The sequence below is a fragment of the Bacillus sp. 2D03 genome, from assembly GCF_003946765.1.
In the GTDB taxonomy this organism is placed as follows: domain Bacteria; phylum Bacillota; class Bacilli; order Bacillales; family Bacillaceae_G; genus Bacillus_A; species Bacillus_A cereus.
In genome coordinates, this window is the sequence record NZ_RPSJ01000011.1 from 52,621 (window position 1) to 68,587 (window position 15,967).

Below are 15,967 nucleotides of genomic sequence, written 5' to 3' on the forward strand. Positions count from 1 at the left end.
TATATTTGGAGTTGCGCCGATATATTTCGAAAACCGCCGATATATTTGGAGTTGCAATCGATATGTTCAATGAAGAGAAAGTAAAAGGAGATGTCATAGCAGGCATCTCCTTTTTTTGAGTATATAGATTATCGTCCAAACTTCACAACAAATTCTTCATCAACTTTCTCCATCTCATACCCACGATACCCCTCCGAAAGCAACGCCTGCTGTCCACTAGCATCATTCATTAGAATACTTTGAACATCTGTCCAATCGTTTTCCTTATCTCTGCGCAATTCCTTCACAAAAACATACCGCAGGCTACCACCATACTTTTCCTTCAGCGCAGCAATCTCCATTCCTTGCGCAAATTTATCCTTCAAACTCGGAATGTTAAAAGGAGCAACGGTGCAGCATACATAATCATATTTGCTGTCTTCTTTTTGCAATTCTTCCATAATGACTTTTGCTAATATTTTTTGCATACCATTTCCTCGGCAGTTCGGATGAACGTTTGAGATTTCTTGATAGATGACGCGGTGTAGTTCACTTTCTGACAAACCAATATCAAGCCCTAAATGTTCATCGTCGATAGGAGGGACGAGTAGAGCGCGAAATGCGATGAGTTCGTTTTCGATAAAAGCACCGATCATCATGCCGTTTCCTTCTAGAATGTATTGAAATTCTTCTTGTGAGAGTGGTTGTAAACGACTTTTATCTTCTAGTGCTTCAACTACGATGTTTTGTAGTGATAAAATTTGTTCGATGTGCTCTAGTGATAGTAATGTAACGTGAAATGATTCGTTATTTTGTTTTAATGTTCCTTCGTATAGAACCGTCATATGATAGTCCTCCTTTAGCGTACAACGTCTTGAAAGACGGTTAGTTCTTGTAGTGTATCTTCGTTTATTTCAATGCCGAGTCCGGGCTTTTCGTTTAAGCGAATGAATGGTACATCGTAATGTAAGTTTCCAATGTCTTTCGTGAATTTTAATGGTCCTGTTAGCTCTACGCTCGTAATGATTTTCTTTGAGAAAGCGACATGGAATCCTGCGGAAGAGGCAACAGATGATTCGACCATTGATCCCACTTGGCATTCAATGCCGGCCATTTCAGCTTGATGAGCGAGCTTTACAGCTGGATATATGCCACCGCATTTCATTAGTTTTATATTCACTTTATCAGCAGCTTCTAATTTAATAATTTGGCGCATTTCACGAGAACTTTTTAGTCCTTCATCAATCATAAGCGGGAGGTCTGTCTTAGAACGGATATGAGCCATGGCATCAATATCGTCCGCGATAACAGGTTGTTCAATCCAGTCAATGTTTAAATGTCCTAATGACCGCAGTGCTGTTAATGTGTTTGCGCTATTTTTCCAGCCTTGGTTTACATCAACGCGAATAGCGATGTCATTTCCTACACGTTCTCGTACAGCTTCAATACGTTTCACATCTTCTTTTACATTCGTACCAACTTTCATTTTGAAAGATTGGTAACCTTTTTGAATCATAGAAGCAGCTTCTTCAGCCATATCTTCAGGATCGGCAATACTTAAAACGTGAGTGACAGGGAATTCTTCATGATAGCGCCCGCCAATTAATTGATATACAGGTTGATTTAGTTTTTTGCCCATTATATCAAAACAAGCAATATCAATTGCAGCTTTCGCTGTTGGAACACCGTAAATTGTATTGTCCATTATGTCGTGTATTTTTTCGATATTCATTGGATTTTTCCCGATTAGAGCAGGGGTTAGCGTATGTTTTAAAGTATGGAAAGTACTTTCCCATGATTCACCTGTGACGTGATCATCAGCAACGCCTTCACCGTAACCGATAATACCTTCATCTGTTTCCATTTTGACGATAATAGAGGGCATATCAGAATAAGAGCCATAACTAATAACAAACGGATTGCGAAGCGGTAAACGAATTGCGTAAAGATGAATAGCTGTAATTTTCATTGAATAGAAACCCCTTCCTGTTTACAATAGTTTTGTACATTTGATATAGTTGACGTTAAATAGTCGTTAATTAATGATAAGGAGTTAGAGAAAATGATGATAAAAATTGCAGTTGTCGGTTCAAAGGAGTTTATGGAGAACCTTTTTCCTATTGCTCAAAAATTAGAAGGAATAGAAATTGATCCATATATTTACCTTCATCCGGCGGAATCTTCTGAATTATTAAAGTGTCTAAAGCCTTGTGATGTCATCTTTTTCTCAGGTGCTTTACCTTATTATATGGCAAAAGAAATAAGAGAACAATTACGAATTCCAAGTACATACTTACAGCAAGACGAGACAACTGTCGCATCTTCAATTCTTTCTATCATGTATCATCAGAGTATTCAACCACATAACATTTCCATCGATTTAGTAGACCGCTCGTTTATTACAAATGTGTTCCATGATATCGGTATAAAAGAAAGTCCGCAAGTGTTGGATTATGAAAATATGCTGTGGAGTAAAGATGAGATAAATAGAGTTATCGATTTTCATGTAGCTAAATATCAATCTGGAGAAGCTCATTTAGCTTTAACTAGTATTCACGCTGTTTACGACGAGCTTCAAAAAATAGGTGTTCCTTCAGAGCGCATGATTGATCCAACACAATCCATTATACATGGGCTAAAAGATGCAAAAATAAAAGCTGAGTTAGCAAAAAGCTATTCAGCTACTGTTGGTGCTTGTATTATTTCTTCCTTAGAATTACGAGCGAGTTTGCTTGAAAAACTAGATGTCATTTCAAAAGAACTACGTGGTTCATTTAAACAAGTGGATGAAATGACATGCATTTTGTATACAACTCGTGGTGATATCGAATCAATTATTAAAACAAATGCAATAGATAACTTGTTTGCGAGCGTAGAAGGAACGATAGCTATTGGATTTGGTTATGGGAAAACCGTGAAAGAAGCGGAGCAAAATGCAAAAATTGCTCAAAGTTTTGCAAAGAACAATCCAATAGATCGTTGTTTTTATATACTAACAAGTGATAAAGATTTGTTTGGTCCGTTCCCGAAAGAACAGAGAGTACAAAGTTTGAAAAATGATAATCCGGAACTAATGAAAATAGCGAAGGAAACAAAGCTTAGTCCGGCCAATTTGTCAAAAATCATTCAATTTAGTCAATCGCACCCGTCATTGAAGTTTACAGCAGCTGACCTTTCTGAGTACTTACAAGTGACTCGAAGATCGACAGAAAGGTTGTTAAAGAAATTAGTTGATTACGGGTATGCTCATATTTGCGGCGAGGAAATGCCCTATCAACAAGGGCGACCTCGCGCACTATATGAACTGAATTTACCGCTATTTTTAAGCTTCTAGTTGAGCTTTTTGTTTCTTTAGTAGTTCTGCTTTTTCAATGTCTGATAGTTTTACAATTGTGAAGCCTGTTATACCATAAATGATTGAGATAATAGGTACGATGAAATTCAAAATAGCATAAGGAGCATATTCAAATGCACCTACGCCAAGTGTTGCGAGAATAAATACACCGCACGTATTCCAAGGAACGAAGACAGAAGTTAATGTTCCACCATCTTCTAATGCTCTGGATAAGTTTTTTGAATGTAGTCCTTTTTCCGTGTATGCATTTGCGTACATTCTTGAAGGGACAACAATTGAAATATATTGTTCAGAGCAAGTAAGGTTTGTTGCAAAACAAGATGCGATAGTAGAAGCGATAAGCCCTTTTGCTGATTTCGCTAACTTTAAAATTTGATTTACAATTGAGCGAAGAATACCTGTATGTTCTAATACTCCTCCGAAAGTCATAGCGACAATTGTCATAGAGACTGTATTCATCATCGAATCTAAGCCACCGCGGTTAAATAGTTCGTCTACTAGCTTGTTTCCAGTGTCTATAACAAATCCAGCTTGGAGTGCACCGACAGATGCTGAGACAGAACCACCTTGAATAAAGACTTGTGATAAAAATCCTAAAATAATACCGACGAGAATCGCTGGTATGGCAGGGACCTTTTTAGCGACCAATACCATAACGACTACGGGTATAATGAGTAGGAAAGGTGAGATAACAAAGTTTTGTTGCAATACTTGTAACGTTTGATCGATGCTCTTCGCATCAATATTGTTAGCGCCGAAGCTTCTTCCTAAGACCGCGTAAACGATAAGAGTAATAATTAAACCTGGAACTGTAGTAAATAACATATGACGAATGTGTGCGAATAAATCTGTATTTGTTAATCCTGCGGCTAAGTTAGTTGTATCTGAAAGCGGTGACATTTTATCGCCAAAATAAGAGCCTGAAATAATGGCACCAGCAACCATTGGAGCTGGGATTCCCATACTTAGGCCAATTCCCATTCCAGCAACACCAATTGTTCCCATTGTAGACCAAGAGCTACCAATTGCTAATGCAACGATAGAACAAATGACGGTAATGGAAACTAAAAATAGTGATGGAGTTAAAAGTTTTAAACCGTAATAAATCATCGTTGCGACGATTCCACCGCCAATCCAAGCACCAATTGTTAAGCCGACAAGAATAATAATGACGATAGCGGGTAATGCAAGACGAATCCCTTTATACATTGCTTCTTCAAGATCATTCCATTTGTAACCGTAACGCCAAGCGACAATAGAAGCAACGGTTGTACCGATAATAAGTGGAACGTGAGGGGTTTGTTTTAATACAACAATTGTAACCATCATAACTGCAACGGTAATGATAATAGGGATAAGCGCTATTCCAAAAGGTATTTCTTTTTTCATAAAGTTCCTCCTTGTTACGTATGTTTGTTTGTATTTTTAGAATTGTCGTAAAATAGACGTTTATTAGGTTATGATAACTAAAAGTTTATGTAAGCGTCAACACAAAAAACAGAAAATAAGGAATGTTCTAGTTGTTTGTTTAGTTTGTAATATAGGTGAGGAGTAAGCTTTTTAAGTATTTAAAAATAAACAATTGACTTTTTTCTTAAAATTCAATATGTTCATAAAAACATCTGTTTTTCATAAATATAATTAACCCGAATCGTTTGTAATGTGGGAAGGAGACTGGAACGTTGAAAACATTAGAACTACAAGAGCGCTTAACGGAGATTTTTCAGTATTTACACGAAAACCCTGAAGTAAGTTGGAAAGAATATGAAACGACAGCGTATATTACTGACTTTTTAAAAGAAGAAGGAATTTCATATAGAACATTTGATGATTGTCCAGGTGTAATTGCTGAGATTGGAGGCGGGAATCCAGTTATTGCGATCCGTGCTGATATGGATGCACTTTGGCAAGAAGTAAATGGAGAATTTAAAGCGAACCATTCATGTGGCCATGATGCTCATATGACCATTGTAATGGGACTTATTTTACAATTGAAAAATATGAGATGGAAAAGTGGTACGGTTAGATTTATTTTTCAGCCGGCAGAAGAGAAGGGGAATGGTGCTTTGAAGATGGTGGAGAAAGGTGCTGTAGATGATGCTGATTTCTTATTTGGCGTCCATCTAAGACCAATTGAAGAACTATCTTTGAAACAAGCAGCCCCATCTATTCGCCATGGAGCAGCAGGATTTTTAGAGGGTATGATTCATGGGGAGGATGCACACGGGGCAAGACCACACCAAGGTGTGAATGCAATTGATGTCATTTCCATGATTAATATCGGTTTGAAAAATATTTGGCTGCCACCGCAAAGTTCCTATTCAGTAAAAATGACGAGATGCCAAGCAGGTGGTGATAATTTAAATATCATTCCAGGAAATGGTCATTTCAGTTTAGATGTAAGAGCTGAGAGTAATATACTATTAGAAGAATTAAAGAAAAAGATTGAGCATGTAATAGAATCAGCTGCATCGATGGGGTCGAAAACTTCATACGAATGGATGGATCTTGCACCAGGAGCAGAGGTTTCCGAAGAAGCAGAGCGCTTTATGCGTAAAGGTATTCTCGAAGTGTATGGGGAAGAGAGATGCACAGGGCCTCTCTATACGACAGGAAGCGATGATTTCCATTACTATACAGTGAAAAGACCACATTTAAAAGCTGTCATGCTTGGACTAGGAGCAGACCTACAACCTGGATTACACCATCCGTATATGAGATTTGATCATAGTTGTATTATGGATGGGGTAGAAATATTGAAACAAACTGTATTGAAAGTGTTAGAAGACAGGGGCTAAAGAGCTCCTGTTTTTTTTGTCGTGAATTGTCGGTAAATCGATATATTTGAAAAATCGTTGATATATTTTGAGTTATGATAGATATATTGAGAAAATCGTTGATATATTTGAAGTTACGATAGATATATTAAGAAAATCGTTAATATAATTTCACGTACCTATTAATTTGATGAAAAATGAGCCTCCAGTACATGGTGTATAATAATAAGTACCATTTTTTAATAGGAGAAAACGAATGAACGAACAATATTACGATGCAGTTTTACATATAAAAACAGTCGGTGAGCAAAAAGGGTTTAACAAATCTATGCATTATCACCGTTATGAACCGACGCCGTATAGCGGATTAGATGAGTTACTGAATCAATATGAAATAAAAAGTAGTGACCGAATTGTAGATTTTGGGTGCGGAAAAGGGCGATTAAACTTTTATATGCATCATAAATGTGGTGCATCAGCAGTTGGAATTGAAATGAATGAAGAGTTTTATAAAGAAGCGATGGATAATCGAGATCGTTATGCCCGAAAGGCACGAAACAGTAAGGGGAAAATTCAATTCCAATGTTGTTTAGCGCAGGAATATGAGATTGATCCACATGATAAAAGGTTTTATTTCTTTAATCCGTTTTCTGTGCAAGTGTTTATGAATGTAGTAAATAACATTTTGCTTTCAGTAGAAAACACGGGGAGAGAAGTGGATATTATTTTATATTATCCTTCTGAGGACTATATTTTCTTCTTAGAAAATCAGACTGCGTTTGAGCTGAAGAAAGAAGTTAGATTGCCAGGTGCTTATGAGAAGAATGGGAATGAGAGGTTTTTAGTTTATACATTAGGGTAATAAAAAACAGGTGCCAAGGCACCTGTTTTTATTAGTTACGGATTAAGTAATCAAATGCACCTAAAGCTGCGTTTGCACCTGAACCCATAGAGATGATGATTTGTTTGTACGGATTATTTGTACAGTCACCTGCAGCAAACACTCCTGGTACGTTTGTAGCGCCGTGCTTGTCTGTTACGATTTCACCGCGAACGCGTTCAACTGTTTCGCCTAACCAGTCTGTGTTTGGCACAAGACCGATTTGTACGAATACACCTTGTAATTCAACGTGATGAACTTCTTCAGTTTCACGATCGATGTAAGAAATACCATTTACTTTATCAGTACCAGTGATTTCTTTCGTTTGAACGTTTTTCAGAACAGTTACGTTTGGTAAGCTGTTAAGACGCTCTTGTAATACAGCATCAGCTTTTAATTCTGGCATGAATTCAAGAACAGTTACGTGCTTAACGATACCTGCTAAGTCGATAGCTGCTTCAATACCAGAGTTACCTCCGCCGATAACTGCTACGTCTTTTCCAGTGAATAATGGGCCGTCACAGTGTGGGCAATATGCTACACCTTTATTTTTGAACTCAGCTTCACCTGGTACGCCAACATTACGCCAGCGAGCACCTGTAGAAACGATTACGCTCTTACTTTTCAGAATAGCGCCGTTTTCAAGTTCCACTTCAATAAGTTCTTTTTTCTCTAAACGTTTCGCACGTTGTAGATTCATTACATCGATGTCGTATTCTTTTACGTGTTCTTCAAGGCTTGCTACTAGCTTAGGACCTTCAGTCTTTTTTACGCTGATGAAGTTCTCAATGCCCATAGTATCCATTACTTGACCACCGAAGCGCTCAGCAACGATACCAGTGCGGATGCCTTTACGTGCTGCGTAAATTGCTGCACTTGCACCAGCAGGGCCGCCACCAACAACAAGAACATCGTATGGATCTTTATCAGAAAGCTCTGATGCATCTGGACCGTTACCCATTTTAGCTAAAATTTCTTCAAGTGTCATACGACCGCTTCCGAAAGATTCGCCGTTTAGGTAAACAGTTGGTACTGCCATGATGTCTTTGCTTTCTACTTCCTCTTTGAATGCAGCGCCATCAATCATAGTATGTGTAATACCAGGGTTAAGAACGCTCATTACGTTAAGAGCTTGTACAACATCAGGACAGTTATGACAACTTAGGCTGATATAAGATTCAAAATGATATTCGCCTTGAATGTTTTTAATTTGATCGATTAATTTTTGTTCAACTTTTGGAGCGCGTCCACTTACTTGTAGTAAAGCTAACACTAATGATGTAAATTCGTGTCCTAATGGAATACCAGCGAATACGACACCAGTGTCTTCACCAGGGCGGTTTACGCTAAAGCTTGGTGTTCTCTCTAATTCAACTTTTTCTACTGTAATCTTAGATGACATAGTAGCTAATTCGTCTACTAGAGCTAACATATCTTTAGATACGTTATCGTCTCCTGCGCTTACCTTAAGTAAAATATCGTTCTCCATTAATTGAAGGTATTGGGATAGTTGTGTTTTTATATCTGCATCTAGTATCATTTTGATCGAACTCCTTAGATTTTGCCTACAAGGTCAAGGCTTGGTTTAAGTGTTGCAGAACCCTCTTGCCATTTAGCTGGGCAAACTTCACCTGGGTTGTTACGTACGTATTGAGCAGCTTTAATTTTGTTAACAAGAATGCTTGCGTCACGGCCGATACCGTCAGCATTGATTTCCATAGATTGGATAACGCCGTCTGGATCGATGATGAATGTACCACGAGCAGCAAGACCTTCTTCTTCCATTAAAACGTTGAAGTTTGTAGTGATTGTGCGAGTTGGGTCACCAATCATGATGTACTCGATTTTGCCGATAGTTTCTGAGCTATCATGCCATGCTTTGTGAGTGAAGTGAGTGTCTGTAGATACAGAGTATACTTCAACGCCTAAGTCTTTTAGAGTTGCGTATTGGTTTTGTAAGTCTTCAAGTTCAGTTGGGCAAACGAATGTGAAGTCAGCTGGGTAGAAACAAACTACACTCCATTTTCCTTTTAAACTTTCGTCAGTAACTTGGATAAATTCTCCATTATGGTAAGCATTAGCTTTAAACGGTTTTACTTCTGTGCCGATTAATAACATGTTAAAATTCCTCCTAAATGTTGGTTTTGAGCATCAAAAAATAGTGTGCTCATAAAATATATTTTTTAATTAACTATAATAATTCTAATTCGATATTAATTATCATATAGAAGTGGTTATTTTGTCAAGAGAATAAACCAACTTTATACCAATTTAATTAATATTTATTCTCAATTAAGGCTAACAGGGAATGGAAAGGTAACTTTAAGTCTATAAATTTTCAATGATTGTTTGAAAGAGTAGTGTGTATGTTAGAAATATGGTGTAAGTGTAAATTCTTAGGAAGGAAATATTTCTTAGAAGTTATGTATTTGAAAAGGAACTGCTTATTTCTATTTTACAAAGAATTGTGCGATAAATAAAATAAAATGAATCGAAATCTTTTTGAACAATTTTTGTCATCTCAAATATATAATTAGGAAGTATATATTTGAGATGATAGTTAGAAACATTGACTCAAAGTGCTAACAAGATATAATAAAACCTAGATATACCTTTCAAAAAGAAGAATACATATTTATAGGATGAAAAAATTCAACCTATTATTTTTTATAGCTTTTGGAAAACGCTTACAATTGGTGTGGAGGGGAAACCATGTCTAAGTTCACAAAGTATTTTTTAATGGAAGCTAGCGATGTGATTGCATATGTGAAAGAGAAATTATCTAAGTTTGAACATGCAAAGGGGCTAAAGTGTAAAGAAATAGGTGATGGCAATTTAAATTATGTGTTCCGCGTTTGGGATGAAAAAGAGAACATGTCTGTCATCGTAAAGCAAGCTGGGGATACAGCTCGCATTTCAGATGAGTTTAAGTTATCGACGAATCGTATTCGTATAGAATCAGATGTTTTGCAGTTAGAGCATGAGTTAGCACCTGGACTTGTTCCTAAGGTGTATTTATTTGATAGTGTGATGAACTGTTGCGTAATGGAAGATTTATCGAATCACACAATATTACGTACAGCACTTATAAATCATCAAATATTTCCGCAGCTTGCTGACGACTTAACTACTTTTATGGTAAATACACTTTTATTAACATCTGATGTTGTAATGAATCATAAAGAGAAGAAGGAACTTGTGAAGAATTATATAAATCCTGAATTATGTGAGATTACAGAGGACCTCGTATATTCAGAACCATTTACAAATCATAATAAGCGTAATGAGTTATTTCCTTTAAATGAGGGATGGATTAGGGAGCATATTTATAGTGATAAAGAGCTTCGTATGGAAGTAGCGAAACGTAAATTTTCTTTTATGACGAATGCACAGGCATTGCTTCATGGTGATTTACATACTGGTTCTGTTTTTGTAAGAGATGATTCTACAAAGGTTATTGATCCTGAGTTTGCTTTTTATGGACCTATGGGATATGACGTTGGGAATGTAATGGCGAATTTAATGTTTGCTTGGGTGAATGCAGATGCAACGATGCCACCTGGAGCTGAGAAAGATACGTATATGGATTGGTTACAAACTACGATGGTAGAGGCAATTGATTTATTTAAGAAGAAGTTTTTAGATGCTTGGGATATTTATGTGACCGAGATTATGGCGAAGGAAGAAGGCTTTAACGAAGCCTATTTACAATCTGTATTAGAGGATACAGCTGCAGTGACAGGTCTTGAATTAATCCGCCGTATTGTTGGATTAGCGAAAGTAAAAGATATTACTTGTATTGAGAATGAGGAAGCACGTGCTAGAGCGGAGCGAATTTGTCTTCAAGTAGCGAAGAGTTTTATTTTACGGGCGAATCAATATAGAACGGGTACAAGTTTTGTAGCAACGTTAAAAGAACAGTCAATGCACTACGCGGAGTAAGGGGAGAATATGATGGAAGAGCAATTAATACCAATTCAGTGGAAAGATGATGCTTTAGTTTTGTTAGATCAAACGTTATTACCGAATGAAATTGTTTATGAATCTTTTAAAACAGCTGAAAGTGTGTGGGATGCCATTCAAGTAATGAAAGTACGAGGTGCACCAGCGATTGGTGTTTCAGCAGCTTACGGAGTGTATTTAGGGATAAAGGAATTTGCTGAAGGTACGGAAGAAGGATTTATGGATGAAGTAAGAAAGGTATGTACATACTTGGCGACATCAAGACCGACTGCCGTAAATTTATTTTGGGCACTTGAAAGAATGGAAAGTGTAGCGACAGATAATATTCATTTATCAATCTCACAGCTGAAAAATAGATTACTAGAAGAGGCAAAAGAGATTCATAGAGAAGATGAAGAAATTAACCGTCAAATTGGAGAACATGCATTAACATTATTCCATGATGGAATGGGAGTATTAACACATTGTAATGCTGGTGCGTTAGCGACGACTAAGTATGGTACTGCGACGGCTCCAATGTACTTAGCGAAAGAAAAAGGATGGGACTTAAAAATCTTTTCGGATGAAACACGTCCAAGATTACAAGGGTCAACGTTAACGGCATTAGAACTACAGCGAGCGGGAATTGATGTTACTGTCATTACGGATAATATGGCGGCTATGGTCATGTCACAAGGGAAGATTGACGCTGTAATTGTTGGATGCGACCGTGTGGCAGCGAACGGTGATATAGCAAATAAAATTGGAACATTAGGCGTATCTATTTTAGCGAAATACTACAACATTCCGTTTTATGTAGCGGCACCAACGCCGACAATTGATTTAAAGACATCGACAGGAAAAGAAATTCCGATTGAAGAAAGAGATGCTTCTGAAGTGATTAATCGCTTCGGACAATATTCAGCTCCGAAAGAAAGTAAAGTATATAATCCAGCATTTGATGTTACTCCACATGAAAATGTAACAGCGATTATTACAGAAAAAGGGATTGTAAAGGCACCGTTTACGGAGAATTTAAAAAAGCTATTTCAATAAGTAGATAAATGTAAAAGTCAGTCATCATAAGCTTCATACTTAGGGGGATGTATATGTTATTACCAAAAGAAAGAGAAGAAATTGTAGCGTATGGAAAGAAAATGATTTCTAGTGGTTTAACAAAGGGAACGGGCGGTAATATTAGTATCTTTAATCGTGAACAAGGTCTTGTTGCGATTAGCCCAAGTGGTTTAGAGTATTATGAAACAAAGCCTGAAGATGTAGTTATATTAAACTTAGATGGTGAAGTAATAGAAGGAGAGAGAAAACCATCAAGTGAATTAGATATGCACCTTATTTACTATAGGAAGCGTGAAGATATAAATGCGCTTGTGCATACACACTCTCCTTACGCGAAGACGATTGCATCATTAGGATGGGAGCTTCCGGCTGTGTCGTATTTAATTGCTTTCGCAGGACCGAATGTGCGCTGTGCACCGTATGAAACATTTGGTACGAAGCAATTAGCAGAGGCTGCTTTTGAAGGCATGATTGATCGTCGTGCTGTGCTACTTGCAAATCACGGTTTAATTGCTGGTGCAAATAATATAAAAATGGCATTTACTGTTGCAGAAGAGATTGAGTTTTGTGCTCAAATTTATTATCAAACGAAAAGCATTGGGGAACCAAAGCTATTGCCAGAAGATGAGATGGAGAATTTGGCGAAGAAGTTTGAAGGGTATGGGCAGCAGTAGAATGAAACAAAAACACCCTCAAGAAATCTTGAGGGTGTTTTTTAAGCTTTTTTAAGCAACAAATACATAAAGTAAGGAGCGCCAATTAAAGCAACGACAATACCTGCTGGGATGCCATTAGGCTCAACGATGTTTCGTCCGATTGTGTCTGCTAATAGCAATAGCCATCCGCCGATTAAAACGGCGATAGGCATGAAAATTTGATGTCTCGGACCTACTAAAGATTTTGCGATATGAGGAGCCATTAGTCCGATAAAGCTAATTCCTCCTGTTACAGAAACAGCTGCAGCAGCAAGCGCAACGGCTGCAACTAATAAGTATCTGCGTTCTTTTTCAATTTCAATTCCAACGCCGATTGCGACGGGCTCGTTTAATGCTAAAATGTTTAATCGATTTGCTTTATAGAAAACGAACGGAATAAATACGATTAACCATGGGAGCATTGCTAAAACGAATATCCAGTCATCTCCCCAAATATTTCCGGCAATCCATTTTGAAATAAAGTCTACTTTCATACGATCCGCGGATGAAATAAGGACAATCATCGTTCCAGATAGTGCAAATGCAAAACCGATACCGGTTAATGTTAATCGCACCGGCTGAAGTCCAGTTGATTTACTATATGAAAATACGTAAATTAGAACAGCTGTCAGAAATGCTCCGATAAATCCAACGACAGGTAGTAAGTAAAGAAATGAACCTACATCTATTGGAAAGTATAAAAAGAAAATAGCGACAGCAACACCGGCCCCAGAGTTGATTCCAAGAATACCAGGTTCAGCTAAATCATTTCGGGTAATCCCTTGCAGAATAGCACCTGATAAAGCGAGAGCCATACCAGCTAATAATGTAATGACAATTCTAGGTAGTCTTAAAGAGTATAAAACGAACTCCTCTTTAAACGTCCCTTGTCCCATTAATGTTGGGAGTAGTCGATCATAAGATAAAGATGCTGAACCAAGTCCCATTCCAACTACAATGGTTGTGATGATTACTATAAGTAAAGCGAGTATAATGAGACGCTGTTTTCTTAAAATAGATTGCATCATGAGAATGTTTTTCCTCCTTTACGTACAATGAATAGGAAGAATGGTAACCCTACAATCGCGACAATTGCCGCAACTGGTGTTTCGTATGGAGCGTTAATAGTACGTCCGATTGTATCTGCAAGTAGCATAAAGGAAGCTCCAGCAATTGCTGACATCGGTATAACAAATCGGTAATCTGGACCGACAATTGGGCGTACCATGTGAGGTACCATTAAGCCGATAAATGCCATATTTCCGACAAGCGCTACAGATGCACCTGCAAGTAAGATAATAATGATAAATAAAATAGTTTTAATAACAATAATTTTTTGACCTAGTCCAATAGCCACTTCCTCACTGAAACTAAGAACTGTCAATTTTTTTGCTAGTAAGATAGCGATAAAGATACTAATTGAAATGACTGGAATAATAATTTTTAATTGGTTCCAAGTTGTTCCAATTACGCCACCAGCAGTCCAAAGTGATACATCTTGTGAAATTTTAAAGTAAATGCCGATTCCTTCTGAAATTGCGAGTAGAAATGCTGAAACTGCAGCACCCGCTAATACAATTCGAAGAGGAGAAAGGCCGCCTTTTTTCACCATACCAATTCCAAATACCATAATTGCGCCAATTGCAGCACCGATAAAGCAAGCTAATGTTAAGTAAAGATAGCTGATGGAAGGGTTGAAAGCAAGTGTCAGTGCAAGCGCAGCATTTGCTCCACCAGATAGCCCTAATAATCCAGGATCCGCAAGTGGATTTCGTGTTAATCCTTGCATAATTGCTCCAGAAACGGCTAATCCAGCTCCTACAAAAATAGCAGCAACTTCACGTGGTAAACGTATTTCTCGAATAATAGATATTTTGTCTCCTTTAGCGGAGGAAGTGAGTGCTGACCATACATCTTTTATCGAAGTATCTGCAGCACCTAATACCATTGCAACCATAAAAATAAGAAAGAATGCAATTAAGCTTAAAATTAGTTTGTATGTAAAAGCTATAGAACGTGGATTGTCATGATCTTTTGTCATTCGTTTCACATCTTTTCTGTTCATAGAATAAAGGAAGAGGAATTCTTAAATTAAGAATTCCTCATGTTTGTATTATTTACCAAGAAAGCTCTTCTTGAAGAAGTCTAGTTGGAAGTCTAATGTAAGTGGATCATTGAAATAGAATTCCATCATGTTTGCTTCATATACGCGATTATTTTTTACTGCTGGGATGTTTTTATATGATTCTGTCTCTTGGAATGAGTTATCAGTATCTTTGTTTTTACTTACGATTAAGTAATCACCAGCAAACTCAGGTAATACCTCAGTAGATAATGCGTAGTAACCTTCTTTTAACGCTTTTTCTTTTACTTTTTCAGGCATTTTTAATTTCATTTCTTGGTACAGAATTTCTGTTCCACGGCCCCAGTTTTCGCCGTATACATAAAGCTGTTTGTTGAAGTTTTCTACAACAGAAACTGTTGCATCTTCACCGATTTTTGCTTTAATTTCTTTACCAGCGTCTTGTGCACGTTTCTTGAAGTCATCAACCCAAGTTTTTGCTTCTTTTTCTTTGTTTAATAACTTACCGATTTCTAAATGCTGTGTTAAGTAATCAACTTTTCCGTAAGTGTATGTTACAGTAGGAGCGATTTTCTTTAACTTATCAACATTTTTAATATTTGATAAACCAATGATTAAATCTGGGTTTAGTTCAGCGATTTTTTCAACATTTTCATCTGATACTTCAGCAACATCTTTCAATTTGCTATCAAAACGTGGGTTTTGTTTAGACCATGAATCTACCCCAACAAGATTTACTCCTAATGACATTACGTTACCAGCGAATGATGATAAAACTACAACGCGTTTTGGATTTGCAGGCACTTCTACTTTACCATTTTCAGATTGGTATGTAATTGTTTCTGATTTACTACCTTTTGTATCGTTCTTTTTGTCTGTAGAGCCATTGCTACAAGCACTCATAACAAGAACGAAAAGAACTGTTAGTGAAATAAATAACTTTTTCATCGTCTTTCTCCTTTAACATAGATGATATGTGTATACAATAATTTGTTTAACTGTAATCTTTTTGAAAGAGTAGTGGTAATGCAAAATGTTTATTAAAAATCTTGAATGTGAGATTCTACAATATAGTATTAACCATATTAATAAAAGAAGATGTAATCTCAAATTTGCTAATTATTAACAAATTGATAATGATTATCACTATTGATTCATTAAATAATATAATTTTATCTA

General features: G+C 37.0%; 14 protein-coding genes. 6 read left to right on the forward strand and 8 right to left on the reverse strand.

The genetic code is table 11. The features are described from left to right. Nucleotides 1-128: 128 nt before the first annotated feature. Both EBQ15_RS22470 and EBQ15_RS22475 read right to left on the reverse strand, forming a co-directional pair. Nucleotides 129-824, reverse strand: a complete 696-nt coding sequence (locus tag EBQ15_RS22470) for a hypothetical protein (RefSeq protein ID WP_000217551.1) — start codon at nucleotides 822-824, stop codon at nucleotides 129-131. A 14-nt stretch (nucleotides 825-838) separates the two neighbouring features. Continuing rightward, nucleotides 839-1,948, reverse strand: a complete 1,110-nt coding sequence (locus EBQ15_RS22475) for a mandelate racemase/muconate lactonizing enzyme family protein (protein ID WP_000704486.1) — start codon at nucleotides 1,946-1,948, stop codon at nucleotides 839-841. A gap of 93 nt (nucleotides 1,949-2,041) precedes the next feature. Between EBQ15_RS22475 and EBQ15_RS22480 the strand changes: the two genes are divergently transcribed. Next, nucleotides 2,042-3,313 carry a hypothetical protein gene (locus EBQ15_RS22480; protein WP_000972806.1) on the forward strand — a complete coding sequence of 424 codons (1,272 nt, stop codon included), beginning with the start codon at nucleotides 2,042-2,044 and terminating at the stop codon, nucleotides 3,311-3,313. Here EBQ15_RS22480 and nhaC read toward each other — a convergent pair. Continuing rightward, complete coding sequence (gene nhaC, locus EBQ15_RS22485) at nucleotides 3,302-4,723, reverse strand: Na+/H+ antiporter NhaC (protein WP_000711529.1); 1,422 nt, start codon at nucleotides 4,721-4,723, stop codon at nucleotides 3,302-3,304. The genes EBQ15_RS22480 and nhaC overlap by 12 nt on opposite strands. Before the next feature lie 293 nt (nucleotides 4,724-5,016). On the opposite strand from nhaC, the gene EBQ15_RS22490 reads away from it, so the two are divergent. Together EBQ15_RS22490 and EBQ15_RS22495 are read left to right on the forward strand one after the other, a co-directional pair. Next, entirely contained in the window at nucleotides 5,017-6,132 is a 1,116-nt protein-coding gene (locus EBQ15_RS22490; RefSeq protein WP_000853547.1) for a M20 peptidase aminoacylase family protein, read from the forward strand. Nucleotides 6,133-6,367: 235 nt separating this feature from the next. After that, on the forward strand, nucleotides 6,368-6,973 hold the full coding sequence (locus tag EBQ15_RS22495; protein ID WP_001005613.1) for an SAM-dependent methyltransferase: 606 nt from the start codon (nucleotides 6,368-6,370) through the stop codon (nucleotides 6,971-6,973). Nucleotides 6,974-7,004: 31 nt separating this feature from the next. Here the strand turns inward: EBQ15_RS22495 and ahpF are convergent, their stop codons facing one another. Further along, complete coding sequence (ahpF, locus tag EBQ15_RS22500; RefSeq protein ID WP_000599501.1) at nucleotides 7,005-8,531, reverse strand: alkyl hydroperoxide reductase subunit F; 1,527 nt, start codon at nucleotides 8,529-8,531, stop codon at nucleotides 7,005-7,007. Nucleotides 8,532-8,545: 14 nt separating this feature from the next. Further along, nucleotides 8,546-9,109 (reverse strand): alkyl hydroperoxide reductase subunit C, encoded by a 564-nt coding sequence (gene ahpC, locus EBQ15_RS22505; RefSeq protein ID WP_000924420.1) that lies wholly within the window; start codon nucleotides 9,107-9,109, stop codon nucleotides 8,546-8,548. Nucleotides 9,110-9,703: 594 nt separating this feature from the next. Between ahpC and mtnK the strand changes: the two genes are divergently transcribed. Genes mtnK through EBQ15_RS22520 form a run of 3 tightly spaced genes read left to right on the forward strand, consistent with a single transcriptional unit; the run spans nucleotide 9,704 to nucleotide 12,684 of the window. After that, on the forward strand, nucleotides 9,704-10,933 hold the full coding sequence (gene mtnK / locus EBQ15_RS22510) for an S-methyl-5-thioribose kinase (protein ID WP_000033254.1): 1,230 nt from the start codon (nucleotides 9,704-9,706) through the stop codon (nucleotides 10,931-10,933). Between the two features lie 9 nt (nucleotides 10,934-10,942). After that, nucleotides 10,943-11,989 (forward strand): S-methyl-5-thioribose-1-phosphate isomerase, encoded by a 1,047-nt coding sequence (mtnA, locus tag EBQ15_RS22515; RefSeq protein ID WP_001998967.1) that lies wholly within the window; start codon nucleotides 10,943-10,945, stop codon nucleotides 11,987-11,989. Nucleotides 11,990-12,042: 53 nt separating this feature from the next. Beyond that, a complete protein-coding gene (locus EBQ15_RS22520) occupies nucleotides 12,043-12,684 on the forward strand; it encodes an L-fuculose-phosphate aldolase (protein ID WP_000926291.1) in 642 nt (213 codons plus the stop codon). A 41-nt stretch (nucleotides 12,685-12,725) separates the two neighbouring features. Here EBQ15_RS22520 and EBQ15_RS22525 read toward each other — a convergent pair whose 3' ends face one another. The 3 genes from EBQ15_RS22525 to EBQ15_RS22535 are packed head-to-tail and all read right to left on the reverse strand — an operon-like array spanning nucleotide 12,726 to nucleotide 15,736. Next, nucleotides 12,726-13,733 carry a FecCD family ABC transporter permease gene (locus EBQ15_RS22525; RefSeq protein WP_000983754.1) on the reverse strand — a complete coding sequence of 336 codons (1,008 nt, stop codon included), beginning with the start codon at nucleotides 13,731-13,733 and terminating at the stop codon, nucleotides 12,726-12,728. Continuing rightward, nucleotides 13,730-14,770: a FecCD family ABC transporter permease gene (locus tag EBQ15_RS22530; RefSeq protein WP_001998969.1), complete on the reverse strand. Its 1,041-nt coding sequence runs from the start codon at nucleotides 14,768-14,770 to the stop codon at nucleotides 13,730-13,732. The genes EBQ15_RS22525 and EBQ15_RS22530 overlap by 4 nt, the downstream gene beginning before the upstream one ends. Nucleotides 14,771-14,818: 48 nt before the next feature. After that, the gene (locus tag EBQ15_RS22535; protein WP_000732587.1) at nucleotides 14,819-15,736 is read right to left on the reverse strand and encodes an iron-hydroxamate ABC transporter substrate-binding protein; all 918 of its coding nucleotides are present in this window, start codon (nucleotides 15,734-15,736) and stop codon (nucleotides 14,819-14,821) included. Nucleotides 15,737-15,967: the final 231 nt, after the last annotated feature.

Coding starts and splice junctions, on each gene's coding strand:
- EBQ15_RS22470 (WP_000217551.1), bottom strand. CDS start 824: ATGACGGTTCTATACGAAGGAACATTAAAACAAAATAACGAATCATTT.
- EBQ15_RS22475 (WP_000704486.1), bottom strand. CDS start 1,948: ATGAAAATTACAGCTATTCATCTTTACGCAATTCGTTTACCGCTTCGC.
- EBQ15_RS22480 (WP_000972806.1), top strand. CDS start 2,042: ATGATGATAAAAATTGCAGTTGTCGGTTCAAAGGAGTTTATGGAGAAC.
- nhaC (WP_000711529.1), bottom strand. CDS start 4,723: ATGAAAAAAGAAATACCTTTTGGAATAGCGCTTATCCCTATTATCATT.
- EBQ15_RS22495 (WP_001005613.1), top strand. CDS start 6,368: ATGAACGAACAATATTACGATGCAGTTTTACATATAAAAACAGTCGGT.
- ahpF (WP_000599501.1), bottom strand. CDS start 8,531: ATGATACTAGATGCAGATATAAAAACACAACTATCCCAATACCTTCAA.
- ahpC (WP_000924420.1), bottom strand. CDS start 9,109: ATGTTATTAATCGGCACAGAAGTAAAACCGTTTAAAGCTAATGCTTAC.
- mtnK (WP_000033254.1), top strand. CDS start 9,704: ATGTCTAAGTTCACAAAGTATTTTTTAATGGAAGCTAGCGATGTGATT.
- mtnA (WP_001998967.1), top strand. CDS start 10,943: ATGATGGAAGAGCAATTAATACCAATTCAGTGGAAAGATGATGCTTTA.
- EBQ15_RS22520 (WP_000926291.1), top strand. CDS start 12,043: ATGTTATTACCAAAAGAAAGAGAAGAAATTGTAGCGTATGGAAAGAAA.
- EBQ15_RS22525 (WP_000983754.1), bottom strand. CDS start 13,733: ATGATGCAATCTATTTTAAGAAAACAGCGTCTCATTATACTCGCTTTA.
- EBQ15_RS22530 (WP_001998969.1), bottom strand. CDS start 14,770: ATGAACAGAAAAGATGTGAAACGAATGACAAAAGATCATGACAATCCA.
- EBQ15_RS22535 (WP_000732587.1), bottom strand. CDS start 15,736: ATGAAAAAGTTATTTATTTCACTAACAGTTCTTTTCGTTCTTGTTATG.